Annotated in this window: 16 protein-coding genes; 6 read left to right on the top strand and 10 right to left on the bottom strand. The window is 72.6% G+C overall.

The features are described from left to right. Positions 1–28: 28 nt before the first annotated feature. Positions 29–1279, top strand: a complete 1251-nt coding sequence (locus QP089_RS04720; protein ID WP_285910025.1) for a sodium:calcium antiporter — start codon at positions 29–31, stop codon at positions 1277–1279. Here the strand turns inward: QP089_RS04720 and QP089_RS04715 are convergent. Together QP089_RS04715 and QP089_RS04710 are read right to left on the bottom strand one after the other, a co-directional pair. After that, a complete protein-coding gene (locus QP089_RS04715) occupies positions 1276–2733 on the bottom strand; it encodes a DUF7059 domain-containing protein (RefSeq protein ID WP_285910024.1) in 1458 nt (485 codons plus the stop codon). The two genes, QP089_RS04720 and QP089_RS04715, sit on opposite strands and share 4 nt — an antisense overlap. A gap of 65 nt (positions 2734–2798) precedes the next feature. Further along, on the bottom strand, positions 2799–3209 hold the full coding sequence (locus QP089_RS04710) for an ArsR/SmtB family transcription factor (protein WP_285910023.1): 411 nt from the start codon (positions 3207–3209) through the stop codon (positions 2799–2801). A gap of 91 nt (positions 3210–3300) precedes the next feature. On the opposite strand from QP089_RS04710, the gene QP089_RS04705 reads away from it, so the two are divergent. Then, positions 3301–4527: an MFS transporter gene (locus tag QP089_RS04705; RefSeq protein WP_285910022.1), complete on the top strand. Its 1227-nt coding sequence runs from the start codon at positions 3301–3303 to the stop codon at positions 4525–4527. A 28-nt stretch (positions 4528–4555) separates the two neighbouring features. On the opposite strand, the gene QP089_RS04700 is transcribed toward QP089_RS04705, so the two are convergent. From QP089_RS04700 to QP089_RS04690, 3 genes are all read right to left on the bottom strand, one after another. Next, positions 4556–5398, bottom strand: a complete 843-nt coding sequence (locus QP089_RS04700; RefSeq protein WP_353070522.1) for an N-acetylmuramoyl-L-alanine amidase — start codon at positions 5396–5398, stop codon at positions 4556–4558. Positions 5399–5610: 212 nt separating this feature from the next. Continuing rightward, positions 5611–5847: a hypothetical protein gene (locus QP089_RS04695; RefSeq protein ID WP_285910021.1), complete on the bottom strand. Its 237-nt coding sequence runs from the start codon at positions 5845–5847 to the stop codon at positions 5611–5613. A gap of 231 nt (positions 5848–6078) precedes the next feature. Next, positions 6079–7080 carry a LacI family DNA-binding transcriptional regulator gene (locus QP089_RS04690; RefSeq protein ID WP_285910020.1) on the bottom strand — a complete coding sequence of 334 codons (1002 nt, stop codon included), beginning with the start codon at positions 7078–7080 and terminating at the stop codon, positions 6079–6081. Between the two features lie 403 nt (positions 7081–7483). Here QP089_RS04690 and QP089_RS04685 point away from each other — a divergent pair, with 403 nt between their 5' ends. Continuing rightward, complete coding sequence (locus tag QP089_RS04685; RefSeq protein WP_285910019.1) at positions 7484–8173, top strand: TetR/AcrR family transcriptional regulator; 690 nt, start codon at positions 7484–7486, stop codon at positions 8171–8173. Positions 8174–8566: 393 nt separating this feature from the next. Here QP089_RS04685 and bldC read toward each other — a convergent pair whose 3' ends face one another. Both bldC and QP089_RS04675 read right to left on the bottom strand, forming a co-directional pair. After that, a complete protein-coding gene (gene bldC / locus QP089_RS04680) occupies positions 8567–8770 on the bottom strand; it encodes a developmental transcriptional regulator BldC (protein WP_012850682.1) in 204 nt (67 codons plus the stop codon). Between the two features lie 273 nt (positions 8771–9043). Further along, positions 9044–9973: a DUF8083 family protein gene (locus tag QP089_RS04675; protein ID WP_285910014.1), complete on the bottom strand. Its 930-nt coding sequence runs from the start codon at positions 9971–9973 to the stop codon at positions 9044–9046. Between the two features lie 97 nt (positions 9974–10070). Here QP089_RS04675 and QP089_RS04670 point away from each other — a divergent pair, with 97 nt between their 5' ends. Both QP089_RS04670 and QP089_RS04665 read left to right on the top strand, forming a co-directional pair. Continuing rightward, complete coding sequence (locus QP089_RS04670) at positions 10071–11153, top strand: Leu/Phe/Val dehydrogenase (RefSeq protein WP_285910013.1); 1083 nt, start codon at positions 10071–10073, stop codon at positions 11151–11153. Positions 11154–11471: 318 nt separating this feature from the next. Further along, positions 11472–11675, top strand: coding sequence for a DUF3073 domain-containing protein (locus QP089_RS04665; RefSeq protein WP_285910012.1), 204 nt, complete (start codon positions 11472–11474; stop codon positions 11673–11675). A 277-nt stretch (positions 11676–11952) separates the two neighbouring features. Here the strand turns inward: QP089_RS04665 and purM are convergent, their stop codons facing one another. Together purM and purF are read right to left on the bottom strand one after the other, a co-directional pair. Beyond that, positions 11953–12978, bottom strand: coding sequence for a phosphoribosylformylglycinamidine cyclo-ligase (purM, locus tag QP089_RS04660; RefSeq protein WP_285910011.1), 1026 nt, complete (start codon positions 12976–12978; stop codon positions 11953–11955). Next, positions 12975–14426 (bottom strand): amidophosphoribosyltransferase, encoded by a 1452-nt coding sequence (purF, locus tag QP089_RS04655; RefSeq protein WP_285910010.1) that lies wholly within the window; start codon positions 14424–14426, stop codon positions 12975–12977. Before purF ends, purM begins: the two co-directional genes overlap by 4 nt. A gap of 127 nt (positions 14427–14553) precedes the next feature. Between purF and QP089_RS04650 the strand changes: the two genes are divergently transcribed. Next, entirely contained in the window at positions 14554–14925 is a 372-nt protein-coding gene (locus QP089_RS04650) for a hypothetical protein (RefSeq protein ID WP_285910009.1), read from the top strand. Positions 14926–14932: 7 nt separating this feature from the next. Here QP089_RS04650 and QP089_RS04645 read toward each other — a convergent pair whose 3' ends face one another. Beyond that, complete coding sequence (locus QP089_RS04645; RefSeq protein WP_285910008.1) at positions 14933–15574, bottom strand: LamG domain-containing protein; 642 nt, start codon at positions 15572–15574, stop codon at positions 14933–14935. Positions 15575–15683: the final 109 nt, after the last annotated feature.

The raw sequence follows: 15683 nt of genomic DNA, 5'->3' as shown, positions 1-15683 counted from the left end.
GCGGTGGCCCGCCGGGCACGGTGCAGGTATGCCCGGTGACCTGGTGCCCCGCGAGACGCTGCTCGCCCGCGTCGGCGCCGCGCTGGTCATCGCGCTGCCGGCGGTGGTGATGCGGGTCGCCGGGCTGCACCCGCCCGCCGTGGCCGCCGCGGTGGTGTACGGCGCCGGGGTGCTCGCGGCGGCCGTCCTGCTGATGTGGGCGACCGAGACGGCGCGCGCCGACATGTCCGGGGCGCTCGCGCTGGCGCTGCTCGCCCTGATCGCGGTGCTGCCCGAGTACGCGGTCGACGTGTACTACGCGTACGCGGCGGGCTCGAAACCGCACTACGCCGGCTATGCCGCGGCCAACATGACGGGCGCGAACCGGCTCCTGGTCGGGGTCGGCTGGGCGCTGGTCGTGCTGGCGTTCGCGCTCGGGGCGCGGCGGGTGGCGCGGCGCCGCGGACGGCACGGCCGACGGCGGGCACGGCCGGCCGACGGAGAGCGGCGGGACGTGCGGCTGGCCCCGCACCACCGGACGGAACTGGGCTTCCTCGCGCTCGCGACCGTGCTCGGCTTCACCCCGGCGCTGACCGCCGAGATCGGGTGGTACATCGCGATCGTCCTGATCGCCGTGTACGCCGTCTACCTCGCCCGGATCGCGCGGGGCGGCGGCGAGGACGTGGAGAACCTCGCCGGGGTGCCCGCCTGGCTGGTCACGCTGCCGCGCCGGCTGCGCCGGACCGCGAGCTGGGGCGGGTTCGCGGTCGGCGCGGTCCTGGTGTTCATCTCCGCCGAGCCGTTCGCGAACTCGCTGGTGGACGCCGGGTCCGCGCTCGGCGTCGACGAGTTCCTGCTGGTGCAGTGGCTCGCGCCGCTGGCGTCCGAGGCGCCGGAGCTGATCGTCGCGGTGGTGTTCGCGTGGCGGCTGCGGGACGCCGACGCGATCGGCGCGCTGCTGTCCAGCAAGGTCAACCAGTGGACGCTGCTGATCGGCAGCCTGCCGCTGGCCTACCGGGCGGGCGGCGGCGGCTGGTCGCTGCCGCTGGACTCGCGGCAACTGGAAGAGGTGCTGCTGACCGCCGCGCAGACCGTCCTCGGCCTCGGCCTGCTCATCGACCTGGTGCTGCGGCGCTGGGAGGCCGCGCTGCTGTTCGTCCTGTTCGCGGTCCAGTTCGCGCTGCCGGCCGAGCAGGCGCGGCTGGTGCTGTCGGGGGTGTACCTGGCGGTCGGCTTCACCGTCCTGATCAACCGGTACCGCGACCTCGGGCGCGCGATGGAGGCCGTCGTCCGGCGCTAGGGCACCTCGAAGAAGCCGTCGGCGACCAGCTCGGGCAGGACGGCGCCGGCGTGCGCCCGGACCTGGTCCGCGTCCCGGCCGGTGAGCTGGGCGATCGCGTCGAGCAGCCGGTCCAGCGGGAGGCTGCCGTCGCAGACGCCGGCTAGGGCGGCCTCGACCGTCCCGACGCCGGCGGCGCGGTGCAGCCTTCCGGTCTGCCGCAGCACGATCCGCTCGGGGTCCTCGGCCCCCGGCGCGCCGAGCTGTTCCTGGACGAGACCGGACGCGGCCCGGAGCATCTGTCCACAGCCTGTGGAAAACTTTTCGGCGTTCCCGAACCCGTCCAGAACGCTTTCCACATAGGCGCCGACGGGCTGCTCGACCGGCTGCCGCAGCTCCTCGATCCGGACGGCCGGACGCCCGCTGCGCCGCAACGTGATCCACCCGAACCCGATCCCGGTGACGCCCTGGCGCTCGAAGTGCTCCAGCCACGCGTCGTAGCGCGCCCGGTATTCGGGTGTGCCCGCCTCGCACGAATCGCGCAGCCACAACTCGGCGTACTCGGCCGGATCCTGGACGTCCCGCTGCACGATCCACGCGTCGCAGCCCTCCACCCACGCGCCGACGCGCTCCTCCCACGGCACGCTGTCCACGTGCAGCCAATTGGCCAGGAGCTGGCAGTATCCGCCGTCCTCGAGCAGCTCCGGCGCCGCGCCGACCAGCCGGCGACAGAAGTCGTCGCCCGGCATCCCGGACTCGCGGTAGGTGAACCGGCGGTCACCGGACGGCGCCACCACGAACGGCGGATTCGACACGACGAGGTCGAAGCGCCGCCCCCGCACCGGCTCCAGGAGCGAGCCCTCCAGCAGCTCGGCACCGTCCATTCCGGACAGCTCGAAACTCATCGCGGCCAGCTCCAGTGCGCGCGGATTCACGTCCGTCGCGGTGATCCTCGCCGGGTGCAGCCGATCGTGCAGATGCACCGCCTGGACCCCACATCCAGTGCCGAGGTCGAGCACGTTATCCACAGGCTTGTGGACGACCAGCCGGACGAGATTCCCCGACGCGCCGCCCGCCCCCACGACGTGGTCGTCCGCCGGGACCGTGCCGGAACCGGGCCGCACCTTGAGGTCCGACACCACGTATCCGGCGTGCCCGTCACCGCTCACCGACTCCAGCGGCTCGACGTGCAGCAGCGCCCGCACCTCCCCGCCGGACCGCTCGACGAGCCCGGCCGCGAGCAGGCCGGAGGCGTCGATGGCCGACGCGTCCACCGGCACCTGCAACCAGAACAACCTGGTCAGGACCTCCAGCGGCGACCCGCCCCGCGTCGCGCGCAAGGCCGGGACGATCTCGTCCCGCGCCAGCGCGCCCCCGGCGACCGGCCCGAGCAGCCCCCGCACCCCGTCGACGGTGTAGCCCGCCTCGCCGAACAGGGCCCGGACCCGGCGCAGCGACTCCCGAAGATCACCCATCCGCCCATCCTGCCCGCCCCGGCGGCGCGCCGGGCCCGACTCGCGGCGGCGAGTCGGGCCGGGCTTCAGGACGGGTCGGGCGTCCAGTCCAGGACGAGGTCGAGGAGGCCGGGGAAGCGGGCGTTCAGGTCGTCGATGCGCACCTCGCTGCGGCGCTCCAGGCCGTACTGGCGCTGGCGCAGGACGCCGGCCTCGCGCAGTGCCTTGAAGTGGTGGGTGAGCGAGGACTTCGGCCGGTCGAAGCCGAACCAGCCGCAGGGGTGGTCGAACTCCTCGCGCTCCAGCAGGAGCTTGCGGACGATGGTCAGCCGGAGCGGGCCGCTCAGCGCGCCGAACACCGTCTCCAGCCGGAGGTCCTCGACGGCCGGCTCCGGCAGCGGCGCGGGCAGGCCGGGCGGCTCCGGCAGCACCCGGATCTCCGGCCGCCCAGCCGATGCGGTCGATGCAGCGGACGCCGTCGATGCCGTGGATGCCATGGTCAGGTCCCCTCTCCCCGCTTGTACGAGTTTCATCGTACTGCATGCTATGTTCGAAAAAAGTCGTACTGCTCCGCTCGGAGGGACCCCCATGCCGCACGCCCGAACGATCCGCGCCCGGGAGGGGGCGGCCCAGCACGCAGGCGTCCCCGCCTACTGGGCCTGGCTCGCCGCCTGGCCCGTCACCGCCGTCTTCGTCCTGTCCAACGCGGCCACGCCGCTCTACGTGCTCTGGCAGCGCGACATCGGCTTCTCCAAGGGCACGCTGACGGTGGTCTTCGCGTTCTACATCGTCGGGCTGCTCGGCTCGCTGCTGGTCTCCGGCGTGCTGTCCGACCGGCTCGGCCGCCGCCCCGTGCTGCTGCCCGCGCTCGCCCTCGCCCTCGTCGCCTGCGGCGTCTTCGCGACCGCGACCACGGTGGCCGCGCTCATCGTCGCGCGGCTGCTGACGGGCATCGCGGTCGGCGCGGTCGTGTCCGCCGGCATGGCCGCCGTCACCGACGTCGCCGGGCCGCACCGCCGCCGCCTGGCGGCCCTGCTCGCCTCGTCCGCGATGGTCTTCGGCGCCGGGCTCGGCCCGTTTCTCGCCGGCCTGCTGTCGGAGACGCTTCCCGCGCCGACCGCCACCGTGTTCGCCGTCGAGGCCGCGCTTCTGGTCACCGCCGTCCTGGTCGTGCTGCGGATGCCGGTGCCGCGCCCCTCCGGCCCCGCGTCGAGGACCTGGATCCGGGTGCCCGGCGTGCCGCGCGAGAGCGCCGTGCGGCTCGTGCTGGGGATCGCGGTGTTCGCGCCCGGCATCACCGCGACGTCGTTCGTGCTGTCGCTCGGCCCGTCCCTGCTGTCGGGGCTGCTGGGCACCGGCAACCGGATCGTCGCCGGGAGCATGGCGTTCGTGATGTTCGCCGCCGCGACCGGCGTGCAGTTCGCCGTCCAGGGGCTGCGGCGGCGCGTGATCCTCGTGGCCGGCGCCGTCAGCACGACCGCCGCCATGGCCGCGCTCGTCGTCGCCGTCCACGGCGCGTCGGTCGGTGCGCTCGCCGCGGCCGCCGTCCTCGCGGGCGCCGGCCAGGGGATGGGCCAGCTCGGCGGCCTGTCACTGCTGAACGCGGCCGTCCCGCCGCGCCGCCTCGCCGAGGCCAACGCCGCCTTCAACATCGGCGGCTACGTCCCCGCCGGCCTCCTGCCGGTCACCGCCGGCTACCTCAGCGACGCCGTCGGCCTGACGGCGGGCGCCACCCTCTTCGCCGCGGTCCTCGCCACGCTCGCCGTCGCCGGCGGCCTCACCGTCCTGACCGGCCGCCACGACCTCGCGCCCTGACGTGGTTTCCGCGGGGCGCGCAACGCCGTCACTTCAGGTAGTTCTGGAAGCCCTTCGCGAGGGATTCGGCCATGCGCTGGCGGAAGGAGGCGCTGGTCATCTTGGCCGCGTCGCCCTTGTTGCGCATGTTGCCGCACTCGATGAAGACCTTCGGGACGGTCGACATGTTCAGCCCGCCGAGGTCGCTGCGCCGGTCGATGGCCTTCGTCCCCAGGTACGTGGAGTAGGCGATGCCGGTGCCGGAGTGGTACGCGTCGCGCAGCGCCGTGCCCAGCTTGGCGGACGGCGCGACGATCTTGGCGTTCTTGCCGACCGCCAGCGGCTCGATGATGTGGAACCCGTGCCCGGACGCGGCGGCGCCGTCGCCGTGGATGGAGATCGCGGCGTCGGCGTGCGCCTCGTTGCCGACCGCCGCCCGCTGGTTCACGCACGGCCCCACGCCGGTGTCGTTCTTGCGGGTCAGCGTCACCTTGGCGCCCTGCGACCGCAGGATCTTCGCCAGCCGGTTCGACACGTCCCAGGTGAAGGCGTGCTCGGAGTAGCCGGAGGCGGTGTCGGTGCCGGTGGTGTCGCACTCCTTGGTCCCGTTGCCGACGTAGACCTGCTTGGCGATCTCGCGCGGGTGGGAGGCGTTGCCGCCGTTGTGGCCGGGGTCGATCACGATGACCTTGCCCGCCAGCGAGCGTCCGCCGGACGATTCCGGCGAGACGGGACCGCCCGCCGAGGTGCCGGTCGTGGCGCCCGCGGTCGGCGGGGCCGCGGTGTCACCGGCCGGCGACGCCTTGCCGCCGGACGACCCGCCGCACGCGGCCAGGGCGCCGAGACACAGCGCGAGACCGGCGGCCGCGGGGCCGCCTCGTTGGATGCGCACAGGCCGTCCCCCCGTGATGACTTCGTTACCGACCCTGACAGTCTGCACACCCGAGGGAGTTCGTCAAACGAAGTCGGCGAAACGGGTCCGGCGAGTTCCGGCCGTACCCGGCCAACCGGGACGACCCTGCGGCGCCGTCCCCCGGAAGACCGGTGCGACCCCCCGTCACGGCGCGGGCCAGCCGGTCAGCGGGGCAGCGGGTCAGGGGCGGGTCAGACGAGCGGGTCCTCCTTGCCCAGCAGCGCGGCGAGGGCGCGCGCCTCGTCGGCGTCCAGGCCGAGGACCACGCGGGGCCGCCCCCAGGGGTGGTCGATCGAATGGGCGACGTAGCTGGCGACCGACTCCGAGACCTGCTCGGCCAGGCCGCGCGCGTGCCGCCACTGCGACCACGCCTGCTCCAGTTCGCTCGCCGCGCGCTGCGCGCACGACACCAGTTCCGGATCACGCACGAGCTGAACCCCCTTGGGTGGACACGACCCTTACCTGTCCGCCCGGCGGGACGGGCGGCCCTATACCGGAGCCGCCCGTCCGCCACGCCGGGCGGTGAGTCCATTAACGCGCCGCAAAGGGCGCGCGGGCCGCCGAATACGGCAGGCTTGGCCAGCCCCTTACCCGCGCCACACCACTTCGAGGAACGCGCCGCCGTTTAGGGGCCGCCGCGGCGATCCGGGGGCGCCGCGCTAGACGGCGGGAGCGGGGCCGGTCGTCGAACGGATCACCAGGTGCGGGACGACGAGGTTCTGCTTGGCGGCGCGGGACGGGTCGCCGATCCGCGCGGTCAGCAGCTCGGCGGCCACCCGGCCCATGTCCCGGCGCGGCTGGTCGACGCTGGTCAGCGAGATGTGCCGGATCGCGGCGAGATGGGTGTTGTCGTAGCCGACGATCGACAGCTGCTCCGGCACCGCCATGTCCAGCTCGTCGGCCGCCGACAGCGCGCCGGTGGCGACCAGGTCGTTCGGCGCGAAGATCGCGGTCGGCCGGTGCTCGCGGCGCAGCAGCTCGCGGGCCGCGCGGTAGCCGCCGTCCTCGGTGAAGTCGCCGGGCTCGACCACGATCTCCTCGCTGAGCCCGTGCCGGTGCATCGCCTTCTCGTACCCCGCCCGGCGGTACCGCGCGGTCGTCGAGCGCGCCCCCTCGATGTGCGCGATCCGCCGGTGCCCCAGGCCGACCAGGTGGTCGACGGCGAGGCTCGCGCCCAGCTCGTCGTCGTCCACCACGATGTCGACCCCGACGACGTCGCGCTCGCCGACGACCACCACCGGGACGCTCGCCGCGGCCTCCTTGAGCGACTCGGGGACGACGCTGAGCAGCACCAGCCCGTCCACCCGCATCTCCAGGAACGCCTCGACGGCCTCCGCCTCGAACAGCGGGTCCCAGCGGCCGCTGCCGACCAGCATCCGCAGCCCGGCGCCGTGCAGGCTCTCCTGCAGGCCGTCCAGGAACTCGGCGAAGAACGGGTTGTGCAGGTCGGCGACGATCGCGCCGATCAGCCGGGTGCGGCCCTCCACCAGGCTGCGGGCCACCGCGTTCGGCCGGTAGCCGAGCTCGCGGGCCGCCTGCAGCACCGCCTGCCGGCGCCGCTCGCTCACGTGCGGTGACCCCCGCATCACCAGCGAGACGAGCGACTTGGAGACGCCGGCGCGCTCGGCGACGTTGCGGATGGTCGGTTTCGGCGCGGGCACCGGCCTCCCCTCGTCGCCGCGCGCCGCGGGAGCGGGGCCGCGCGGCGGGGGCACCGCGCCCCGTCCCGCGACCGGCGTCTCGTGCGGGGGGCTTGCTTCACCAGCTGACATGGCACTCCGTCCAGGGGGGCCTAGGCATGCCTCAAAGGGTCTTGGCGGGTCCCGCCGCGGCGGCGCGCCGCGGGGGGCCGGCACGCCTCCTGCGCCGCGGAGGAGATGCCATGATGCCCCTCCTTCGCCCCGAATCGTCGCAACAGTGAGTAACGGGCATACGACAATGGCAGTTGCGGCCTGTGGTGTTCCGGATCACAGCGGCGCCGAGCGTGATCACGACCCGGTGAAAAGCCCGTGCGGGCGCGTGCGGCGGCGGCCCGTCCCCGCCGCCCTCGGATACGCTGCCCAGGTGGCAGAACGTGCGGTGGCCGGCGGTAAGGCGCGGAGCCGGCAGGGCGGCGGGCAAGGACGCCGCAGGCTCAGCGTGGACGAACGGCGAGAGGAACTGATCGAGGCGGCGCTGCAGCTGTTCAGCACCCGCTCGCCGGAGGACATCTCGATCGACGACGTCGCGGCCGCCGCGGGCGCCTCGCGGGCGCTGGTCTACCACTACTTCGGCGGCAAGTACGAGCTGTACCTCGCGGCGCTCGGCAGCGCCGCCAAGCAGCTGTCGGTGCTGCTGGAGCCGCCCACCGAGGGCAAGCCGCTGGAACGGCTGCGGATCTCGCTGGAGCGCTACTTCGACTTCGTGGAGAGCCACGCGGCCGGTTACACGGCGCTGCTGCGCGGCGGCCCGGCGGACCGGTCGGGGGAGGTCGGGGAGATCGTCGACGGCATCCGGCAGCTGCTGCTGGACCGGATCCTGCACTCGCTGGACATGGAGGCGCCGCCGCCGATCCTGCGCATCACGCTGCGCTCGTGGATGGCGGCCGTCGAGACCGCGGGCCTGGACTGGCTGGACAACCGCGACGTGTCCCGTCCCGAGCTGGAGGGGCTCGTGGTGGACCAGCTCGTGGTGATGCTGCACGTGGCGGGCAAGCACGACCCGTCGACCGGCGCGCTGTTCGACCGTCTCGCCCAAGAAGAGATGAGTGTCTGACCGCGGGCCGTTTCTTCCCTTTCGGGAGGAACCGGTGGCCTCATCCGGTCACACGAGGCACAGGGTCATCTGAGGTCCACGGCGTCACCTGAGACTCCTGCGGAGTCAGGTCGTGGTCACCCTGGGTCACCTTGGCTCACCGGGGTCGTCCGTGCGCACAGGATGTCCCGCCCGCGTGGGTTGCGAGCGGGACATCCAGGCCGGACGGTGATCGGCCCGGGACCGCGATTCTCGGATGACCGTGGTCCCGGCCCGTTCGTCCAGGAGGCCGCCGCACCGTCCCCGCGCGAAACGCGACGCGCGAGGTCGTCCAGAGGCCTCCTGACCGCCCCCCCAGTTGTTCGGCCGGGTGCTTGCGGCAGGGCTCGGCTCGAGCCCGGCCGGCCGGAGCGGCTACTCCGACCGCTGCTGCGGGATGCCCGCCAGCAGCGCGCGCACCTCCGCCTCGCGGTAGCGCCGGTGCCCGCCGAGCGTGCGGATGGACGTGAGCTTTCCCGCCTTCGCCCACCGTGTGACGGTCTTTGGGTCGACGCGGAACATCGTCGCCACCTCCGCCGGCGTCAGCAGGGGCTCGGCCTCTGGCGTACGTGCTGACATGTTTGCGGCCTCTCCTCCGTGGACCGATGACAGCGATCCTGCGATTGATCCTCGCGCGGTCACTGATGTCCCCTATGGCCCGAAAGAGCCACTATGACATCACAACGTGTAACCTTGCCACCACTCAGCGCAACAAGCAAGTTCCTGGCGGTAGTTGCGTGCAAACATCCCCGCCGGGGCCGGGAGCTGCGCGTGTCCTGTGGTGCCTGGGTCACGCTGCGTGATTCTAGCGACACGTATAGTCGTATCGCGCGCGGATTCGGGAAATTTGTTTTAGTTCGCCGATTCGAGGGCCCGCACGGGCCTCCAGCGCGCCAGGAGACGCTTGTACATCGCGACGGTCAGCTCGACCTCACCGCGCTCCATCCCGGTGAGCGCGACGGCCATCTCCGCCACCGACTCGTCCGCCTGCAGCGTCCGGTCGTCCAGCAGATGGACGAGGCCGCCGTAGTCCAGCTCCACCAGCGCCCGGGGATGGAACTCCCCGAGCCACCGGGCGAGCGTCTCCAGCCGGCCCGCGGACAGCAGGTACACCTCCCCCGACCCGTCGCCGAGGTTCTCGCGCACCACCGGCAACGCGGCGGCGACCCGGCGGCGCGCCTCCCCCATCGAGGTGACGTAGATGAGGGTACGCGCCGGAGCCGCCGTCGCAGGGCCATGACCTGCATGTTCCTGCGACGCGTCCCGCGCGGGGTCCTCCGGCGCGCCGTATCCGGTGCCCGGCGCGCCCAGCATCAGGCACCGCTCCCCGCGCGCGAACGGCACGAACCAGTCCAGCGGGACGTGCCAGGTACTGGTCAGGATGTGCGGCCGCAGCGAGCGGCCGGTCCGCTTCCACCGGTCGAAGTCGCGGGCGACGCGCTCGGCCAGCGGCGGCGCGACGAACGCGGCCGCGACCCCCGCCGCGTGCTCGCCGCGGAACCGCTCGAACGCCAGCCAGGACCGCAGCCGCGTCTCCCACGGGCAGACGAAGATCGCCTCGTCCACGCGCCGGACGTAGGCGTCCCGGCTCTCCCGGTCCGGCGCGACCTCCGGCGGCGCGCCGACGAGGCGGCGCGCGGCGTCGCGGTGCTCGGCGCCGAGCGCGTGGATCCGCCGGGGCCGCCGCCGGGAGTCGGCGTAGGCCGTCCACAGGGTCCGCGCGGGTTCCGGGAAGGCGGTCACCGGTTCATATACCCGTAGGTACGCCGCGTACGGAAACACCACCGCATCGTGGCACGGGACCGGACGGAAAGATGCCGCGAACACGCCATACCGGCGACCCTTAGTCTGATCTACAGACAGAGAGGAGGGCACTACCGTGCCTAATGTCTTCGGGTCGCCCCACAAGGGCACAGAGCCCCGACACGAGCAGGTCGTCTTCTGCCAGGACGAGGCGAGCGGCCTGCGCGCGATCATCGCGATCTACTCCACCGCGCTCGGCCCCTCGCTGGGCGGCACCCGCTTCTACCCGTACGGGTCGGAGGAGGAGGCGCTCACCGACGTGCTGAACCTGTCCCGGGGCATGGCGTACAAGAACGCCATGGCGGGGCTGGACCTCGGCGGCGGCAAGGCCGTCATCATCGGCGACCCCGCCCGGGACAAGTCCGAGGCGCTCCTGCGCGCGTACGGACGGTTCGTCCAGTCGCTGAACGGCCGCTATTACACGGCGTGCGACGTCGGTACGTACAGCGAGGACATGGACGTGGTGGCACGGGAGTCCCGTTTCGTCACCGGACGGACGGTCGCGCACGGCGGCGCGGGCGACTCGTCCATCCTCACCGCGTTCGGCGTGTTCCAGGGCATGCGCGCCGCGGCGGAGACGGTGTGGGGCACGCCGTCCCTGCGCGGCAAGAGGGTCGGGGTGGAAGGCGTCGGCAAGGTCGGCCACAGGCTGGTGGAGCACCTGCGCGAGGACGGCGCGGACGTGGTCATCTGCGACGTCAGCGAGGCGGCCGTCGAACGCGTCCAGGCCCTGCACCCGGAGGTCGACGTCGTCGCGGACAAGGACGAGATGCTCCGCACCGAGCTGGACGTGTACGCGCCGTGCGCGCTCGGCGGCTCCCTCAACGACGACACGGTGCCGGTGCTGTCGGCGAAGGTCGTCTGCGGCGCGGCCAACAACCAGCTCGCCCACTCGGGCATCGAGAAGCGCCTCGCCGACCGCGACGTGCTGTACGCGCCCGACTACGTGGTCAACTCCGGCGGCGTGATCCAGGTCGCGGACGAGATCGAGGGCTTCAACTTCGACCGCGCCAAGGCGCGCGCCGCGGGGATCTACGACACGACCCGGAAGATCTTCGCGCTCGCCGCCGACGAGGGCGTCCCGCCGGCGGTGGCGGCCGACCGGCTCGCCGAGCGGCGGATGTCGGAGATCGGCCGGTTGCGCGGCATCCTCCTCTGAGCGAACGCTCACCAGGCCGCCGCGGGGTCCCCTAATCGGTCTCGCGGCGGTCTGTTGCGTATTCCGATCGTCACGCCGCGTCGCCTCCGCCCCCGGCGCGTCCTTCACCGAGGGCGCTGCGGCGAACTCCTGACCACCGGATACACTGACTTCTCCGCAACAAGAGCGCCGCCACGTACCGTCGATGTACCGAGCCGGGCGCAAAACGGGTACGGTTGTATCCGTGACTGACGCATGGCTCATCAGGCACCGCTTCGTGTGGTACACGCGCGCGTTGATGGGCCCACGAAAGCCCTGACCATCGAGGGGGTCGAGCCAATGGGTCGCGGCCGAGCCAAGGCCAAGCAGGTGAAGGTTGCCCGCCAGCTCAAGTACAACAGCGGCAACACGGACCTCGACCGCCTGAAGCACGAACTCGGAGTCAACGACTCCGGCGACGACTATGACGAGCTCGTCGAGAAGTACGCGGACTTCGCCGATGACTACGGGGCCGAGGAGCGCAAGGACGGCACCTCCGGTTGACCGGCTGACGTGACGCCACTGCCCGCTCGCGCGGGCAGTGGCGTTCGTTCGGTCGGCGTCCGTTCACCACCGGATTTCACCTCTCGGCGCCTCTGAGGCGCCCTGAGCGTTCGTTCGGCGTCCCAGGCGCATCAGTGGACCCGTCGGTCCCCTGGACGCGCCAGCGCCGCGCTCAGCGTCTTCCCGCCGGGCACCACCGACCGTCCTCCAGGTTTCCGGGACCGGCCGGCGGGCGCGGCGATCGGGCGCTGTTTTTTTGATCAGGGCTAGCGGCAGGTCAGGCGAGCACGGCCTGGCCGGTGCCCTCGGTGATCTCGCCGAGGTGCCAGCCGGGCACGCCGCGCGACGCCAGCAGCCGCAGCGCCTCGTCGGCGGCCTCCGGGGCGACGATGGCGGCCATGCCCACGCCCAGGTTGAACGTCTTGTCCATCTCCGCCTGCGGCACGTCGCCGTGCCCCTGGAGGACCTGGAAGACCGCGGGGACTTCCCACGACGACCGGCGCAGCGCCGCGTCCACGGTCGGCGGAAGGGAACGCGCCAGGTTCGCCGCGAGCCCGCCGCCGGTGATGTGGGCGAACGCCCGGACGCCCCCTGCCCGCGTCAGGGCCAGGCAGTCCTGCGCGTAGATGCGGGTCGGGGTGAGGAGCTCCTCACCGAGCGGGCGGCCCAGCTCCGAAGGCTCCGACTCCAGCGCGAGGTCGCTCGTGGCCAGGATGTGGCGGACGAGCGAGTACCCGTTGGAGTGGATGCCGGACGACGCCATGGCGATGACCGCGTCCCCGGCCCGGACCCGCTCGGGCCCGAGCAGCGCGTCGGCCTCCACCACGCCCGTCCCGGCGCCGGCGATGTCGAACTCGTCGGCCTCCAGCAGACCCGGATGCTCGGCGGTCTCGCCGCCCACCAGGGCGCAGCCCGCCAGCGCGCAGCCGTCCGCGATACCGCCGACGATGTCGGCGATGCGTTCCGGCACGACCTTGCCGCAGGCGATGTAGTCCGTCATGAACAGCGGTTCGGCCCCGCATACGGCGAGGTCGTCGATGACCATGCCGACGAGGTCGTGCCCCACCGTGTCGTAGACGCCGAGACGCCGCGCCAGGTCGACCTTGGTGCCGACGCCGTCCGTGGACGTCGCCAGCAGCGGCCGCTTGTAGCGCAGGAAGGCGGAGGCGTCGAAGAGGCCCGCGAAGCCGCTGGCGTCGTCCACGACCTCGGGACGCCGCGAGCGCGCCACGCGGGACTTCATCAACTCCACGGCGCGCTCGCCCGCCGCTATGTCGACACCGGCGGCCTCGTAGGAGGTCATCGGGTGACCTCCAGCAGGTGCTTGCCGCGGGCGGCGTCGTCCACCGGGATGGGGTAGACGCCGTCGAAGCAGGCCCGGCACAGGTTGTCCTTGGGGATGCGCGACGCGGAGATCAGCTCGTCCAGGGAGATGTAGCCGAGCGTGTCGGCGCCGATGGAGTCGCGGATCTCCTCCACCGACAGGTGCCCGGCGATCAACTCGGCGCGGGTGGCGAAGTCGATGCCGTAGAAGCACGGCCACGACACGGGCGGGCTGGAGATGCGCACGTGCACCTCCTTGGCGCCCGCGTCCCGCAGCATCGACACGATCGCCCGCTGGGTGTTGCCGCGGACGATGGAGTCGTCCACCACCACCAGCCGCTTGCCCTCGATCGCCTCGCGCAGCGGGTTCAGCTTCAGCCGGATGCCGAGCTGGCGGATGGTCTGCGACGGCTGGATGAACGTCCGGCCGACGTAGGAGTTCTTCACCAGGCCCTGGCCGTAGGGGATGCCGGACGCCTCCGCGTAGCCGATCGCGGCGGGGGTGCCCGACTCCGGCGTCGGGATGACCATGTCGGCCTCGACCGGGTGCTCGCGGGCCAGCCGGCGGCCGACCTCGACCCGCGTCGCCTGCACGCTGCGGCCGGCGATCGTGGTGTCGGGCCTGGCCAGGTACACGTACTCGAACAGGCAGCCCTTCGGCCGCTGCTCGGCGAACCGCTCGGAGCGGACGCCGCCGCCGTCGATCGCGATCAGCTCGCCGGGCTCGATCTCCCGGACGAACCGGGCGCCGACGATGTCCAGGCCGGCGGTCTCGGAGGCGACGACCCAGCCGCCGTCCTCCAGCGAGCCCAGCACCAGCGGCCGGATGCCCTCGGGGTCGCGGGCCGCGTAGAGCACGCCCTCGTCCATGAAGACCAGGGAGTACGCGCCGCGGGTGGCCGGGAGGATCTCCCGCGCCGCCGCGAGCGGGCCGCCCTCGCGGGTGGCCAGCAGCGCGGTCAGGACCTCGGTGTCGGTGGTGGCGGTCAGGACGCCCGGCTCCAGCCGGGCGGCCAGGTCCGGGGTGTTGATCAGATTGCCGTTGTGCACGAGGGCCAGCCCGCCCGCCTCGGTGGAGCGGAACGTGGGCTGCGCGTTCTCCCACGTCGGCGAGCCGGTCGTGGAGTAGCGGCAGTGGCCCACGGCGATGTGGCCGCGCAGCGTGTTCAGCACCGACTCGTCGAAGACCTGGGCGACCAGGCCCATGTCCTTGTAGACGACGATGCGGGAGCCGTCGCTTACCGCGATGCCCGCCGACTCCTGCCCGCGGTGCTGGAGCGCGTACAGGCCGTAGTAGGTGAGCTTGCTCACTTCTGCCCGGGGCGCCTGGTCCGGAGGGACCCAGACGCCGAAAACACCGCAGGCGTCCTGCGGGGGGCGGTCGGAGGGATCGATGTCGTGGCTCAGACGTCCGTCACGGAGAGGCACATGCGCCAGTCTAGATGCCCCCTTCACCTGCTCGGATCGGTGGATCTCCTTAACCGACCTTTACTCCCCGCGAGCACGGCCTTCAGGCTCCGCGCGCAAATCTGGTGGCCGACACGTGGAGGAACGCATGACGCTGCCTGGGTACCAGACCTACTCGCCTCCCGCTCCGCCCCGGCGGAGCGGGCTGGCACGGGCCTCCGTGGTGCTCGGCATCGTCGGGCTCCTGGGGCTGGCGCTGTGCCTTCTCGGGCTCGTACCGGCGCTCGTGGGGCTCGTCCTGGGGACGGTCGCGCTCGTCCGCGGCGAGTCCGAGCGGCGGCCCGCCGTGGTGGGGGTCGTCTGCTGCGGCATCGCCGTGGTGCTGGGCGCCCTGGCGCTGTACTGGCTGCTGAGCAAGGCGGCCATGTGCGGGGACACGTCCCGCTATCCGAACGACGATGCGCGCAGAGGGTGCGTCGAGCACGAGTTCCCGTTCGCCCGCGAGACGACGGGCGCCTGACCGGCCTCTAGCCCGGCTCCTCCTGGCCGGCCAGTGCGACCACGGCCTCGGCGTTGAGCGCGGACGCGTACACGCGGAAATCGTCCATCAGGCCGCCGAAGCCAGGCTTGGTGGGTTCGCTGCCCAGGTAGATGGGGCCGGCGGGCGTCACGACGGCGTGCTCCAGCGACAGGCCGGCGTCGAGACGGCCGTTGATGTAGAGGAACATCCCCTCGGGATCCACGACGAACGCGACATGGGTCCATTCCCCCAGGGTCAGCCTTGCGTGGCTGTCCACGTACTCCGGGCCCTTGACGGTGAACAGCTGGACGCGCATGCGCATCGCGTCGGGATACAGCCACATGCCAAGCGCGCGCGCGTCGTGCTCCCCCACCGGCTTGTAGAGCAGGCTGCGCCACTCCCCGGTGGGCCCCTCCACCACCTGGACGAAGAACGCCACGCTGAACCCGAACACCTGGCTCAGCACGAGCTGCGGCATCGCGGGGATCAGCGCCCGGCCGCGCCCGTCCAGGCTCAGCGCCTCGCCGTCCCGTCCCGGGACGATCTGGGCGGTGTCGTTGAGTTCGGCGACCGGCCCGCCTCCGGCGGCGTCCGCCACCCGGCGGCCGTCCACGGTCTCGACGTCGAACGTCCAATGCGCAACGAGCACGGGTCCACCCTCCTGCACGGCGTCACGCCCATGCGGTGCCCCGATGGTCGGCACCCACGCTCGCAGCGCCCGGCGTCCGAGGCAAGTCCCGCATCGGACCTGATGCGCC

Origin of the sequence: Actinomadura opuntiae, assembly GCF_030283205.1 — a bacterium.
GTDB lineage: Bacteria > Actinomycetota > Actinomycetes > Streptosporangiales > Streptosporangiaceae > Spirillospora.
Note: the sequence above shows the minus strand (reverse complement) of the source record. Positions and strands in the feature narration are given on the sequence as shown.

Bases quoted from the DNA above. Each gene is read 5' to 3' on its own strand.
- QP089_RS04720 (WP_285910025.1), top strand. From the start codon at position 29: ATGCCCGGTGACCTGGTGCCCCGCGAGACGCTGCTCGCCCGCGTCGGC.
- QP089_RS04715 (WP_285910024.1), bottom strand. From the start codon at position 2,733: ATGGGTGATCTTCGGGAGTCGCTGCGCCGGGTCCGGGCCCTGTTCGGC.
- QP089_RS04710 (WP_285910023.1), bottom strand. From the start codon at position 3,209: ATGGCATCCACGGCATCGACGGCGTCCGCTGCATCGACCGCATCGGCT.
- QP089_RS04705 (WP_285910022.1), top strand. From the start codon at position 3,301: ATGCCGCACGCCCGAACGATCCGCGCCCGGGAGGGGGCGGCCCAGCAC.
- bldC (WP_012850682.1), bottom strand. From the start codon at position 8,770: ATGTCAGCACGTACGCCAGAGGCCGAGCCCCTGCTGACGCCGGCGGAG.
- QP089_RS04665 (WP_285910012.1), top strand. From the start codon at position 11,472: ATGGGTCGCGGCCGAGCCAAGGCCAAGCAGGTGAAGGTTGCCCGCCAG.
- purM (WP_285910011.1), bottom strand. From the start codon at position 12,978: ATGACCTCCTACGAGGCCGCCGGTGTCGACATAGCGGCGGGCGAGCGC.
- QP089_RS04650 (WP_285910009.1), top strand. From the start codon at position 14,554: ATGACGCTGCCTGGGTACCAGACCTACTCGCCTCCCGCTCCGCCCCGG.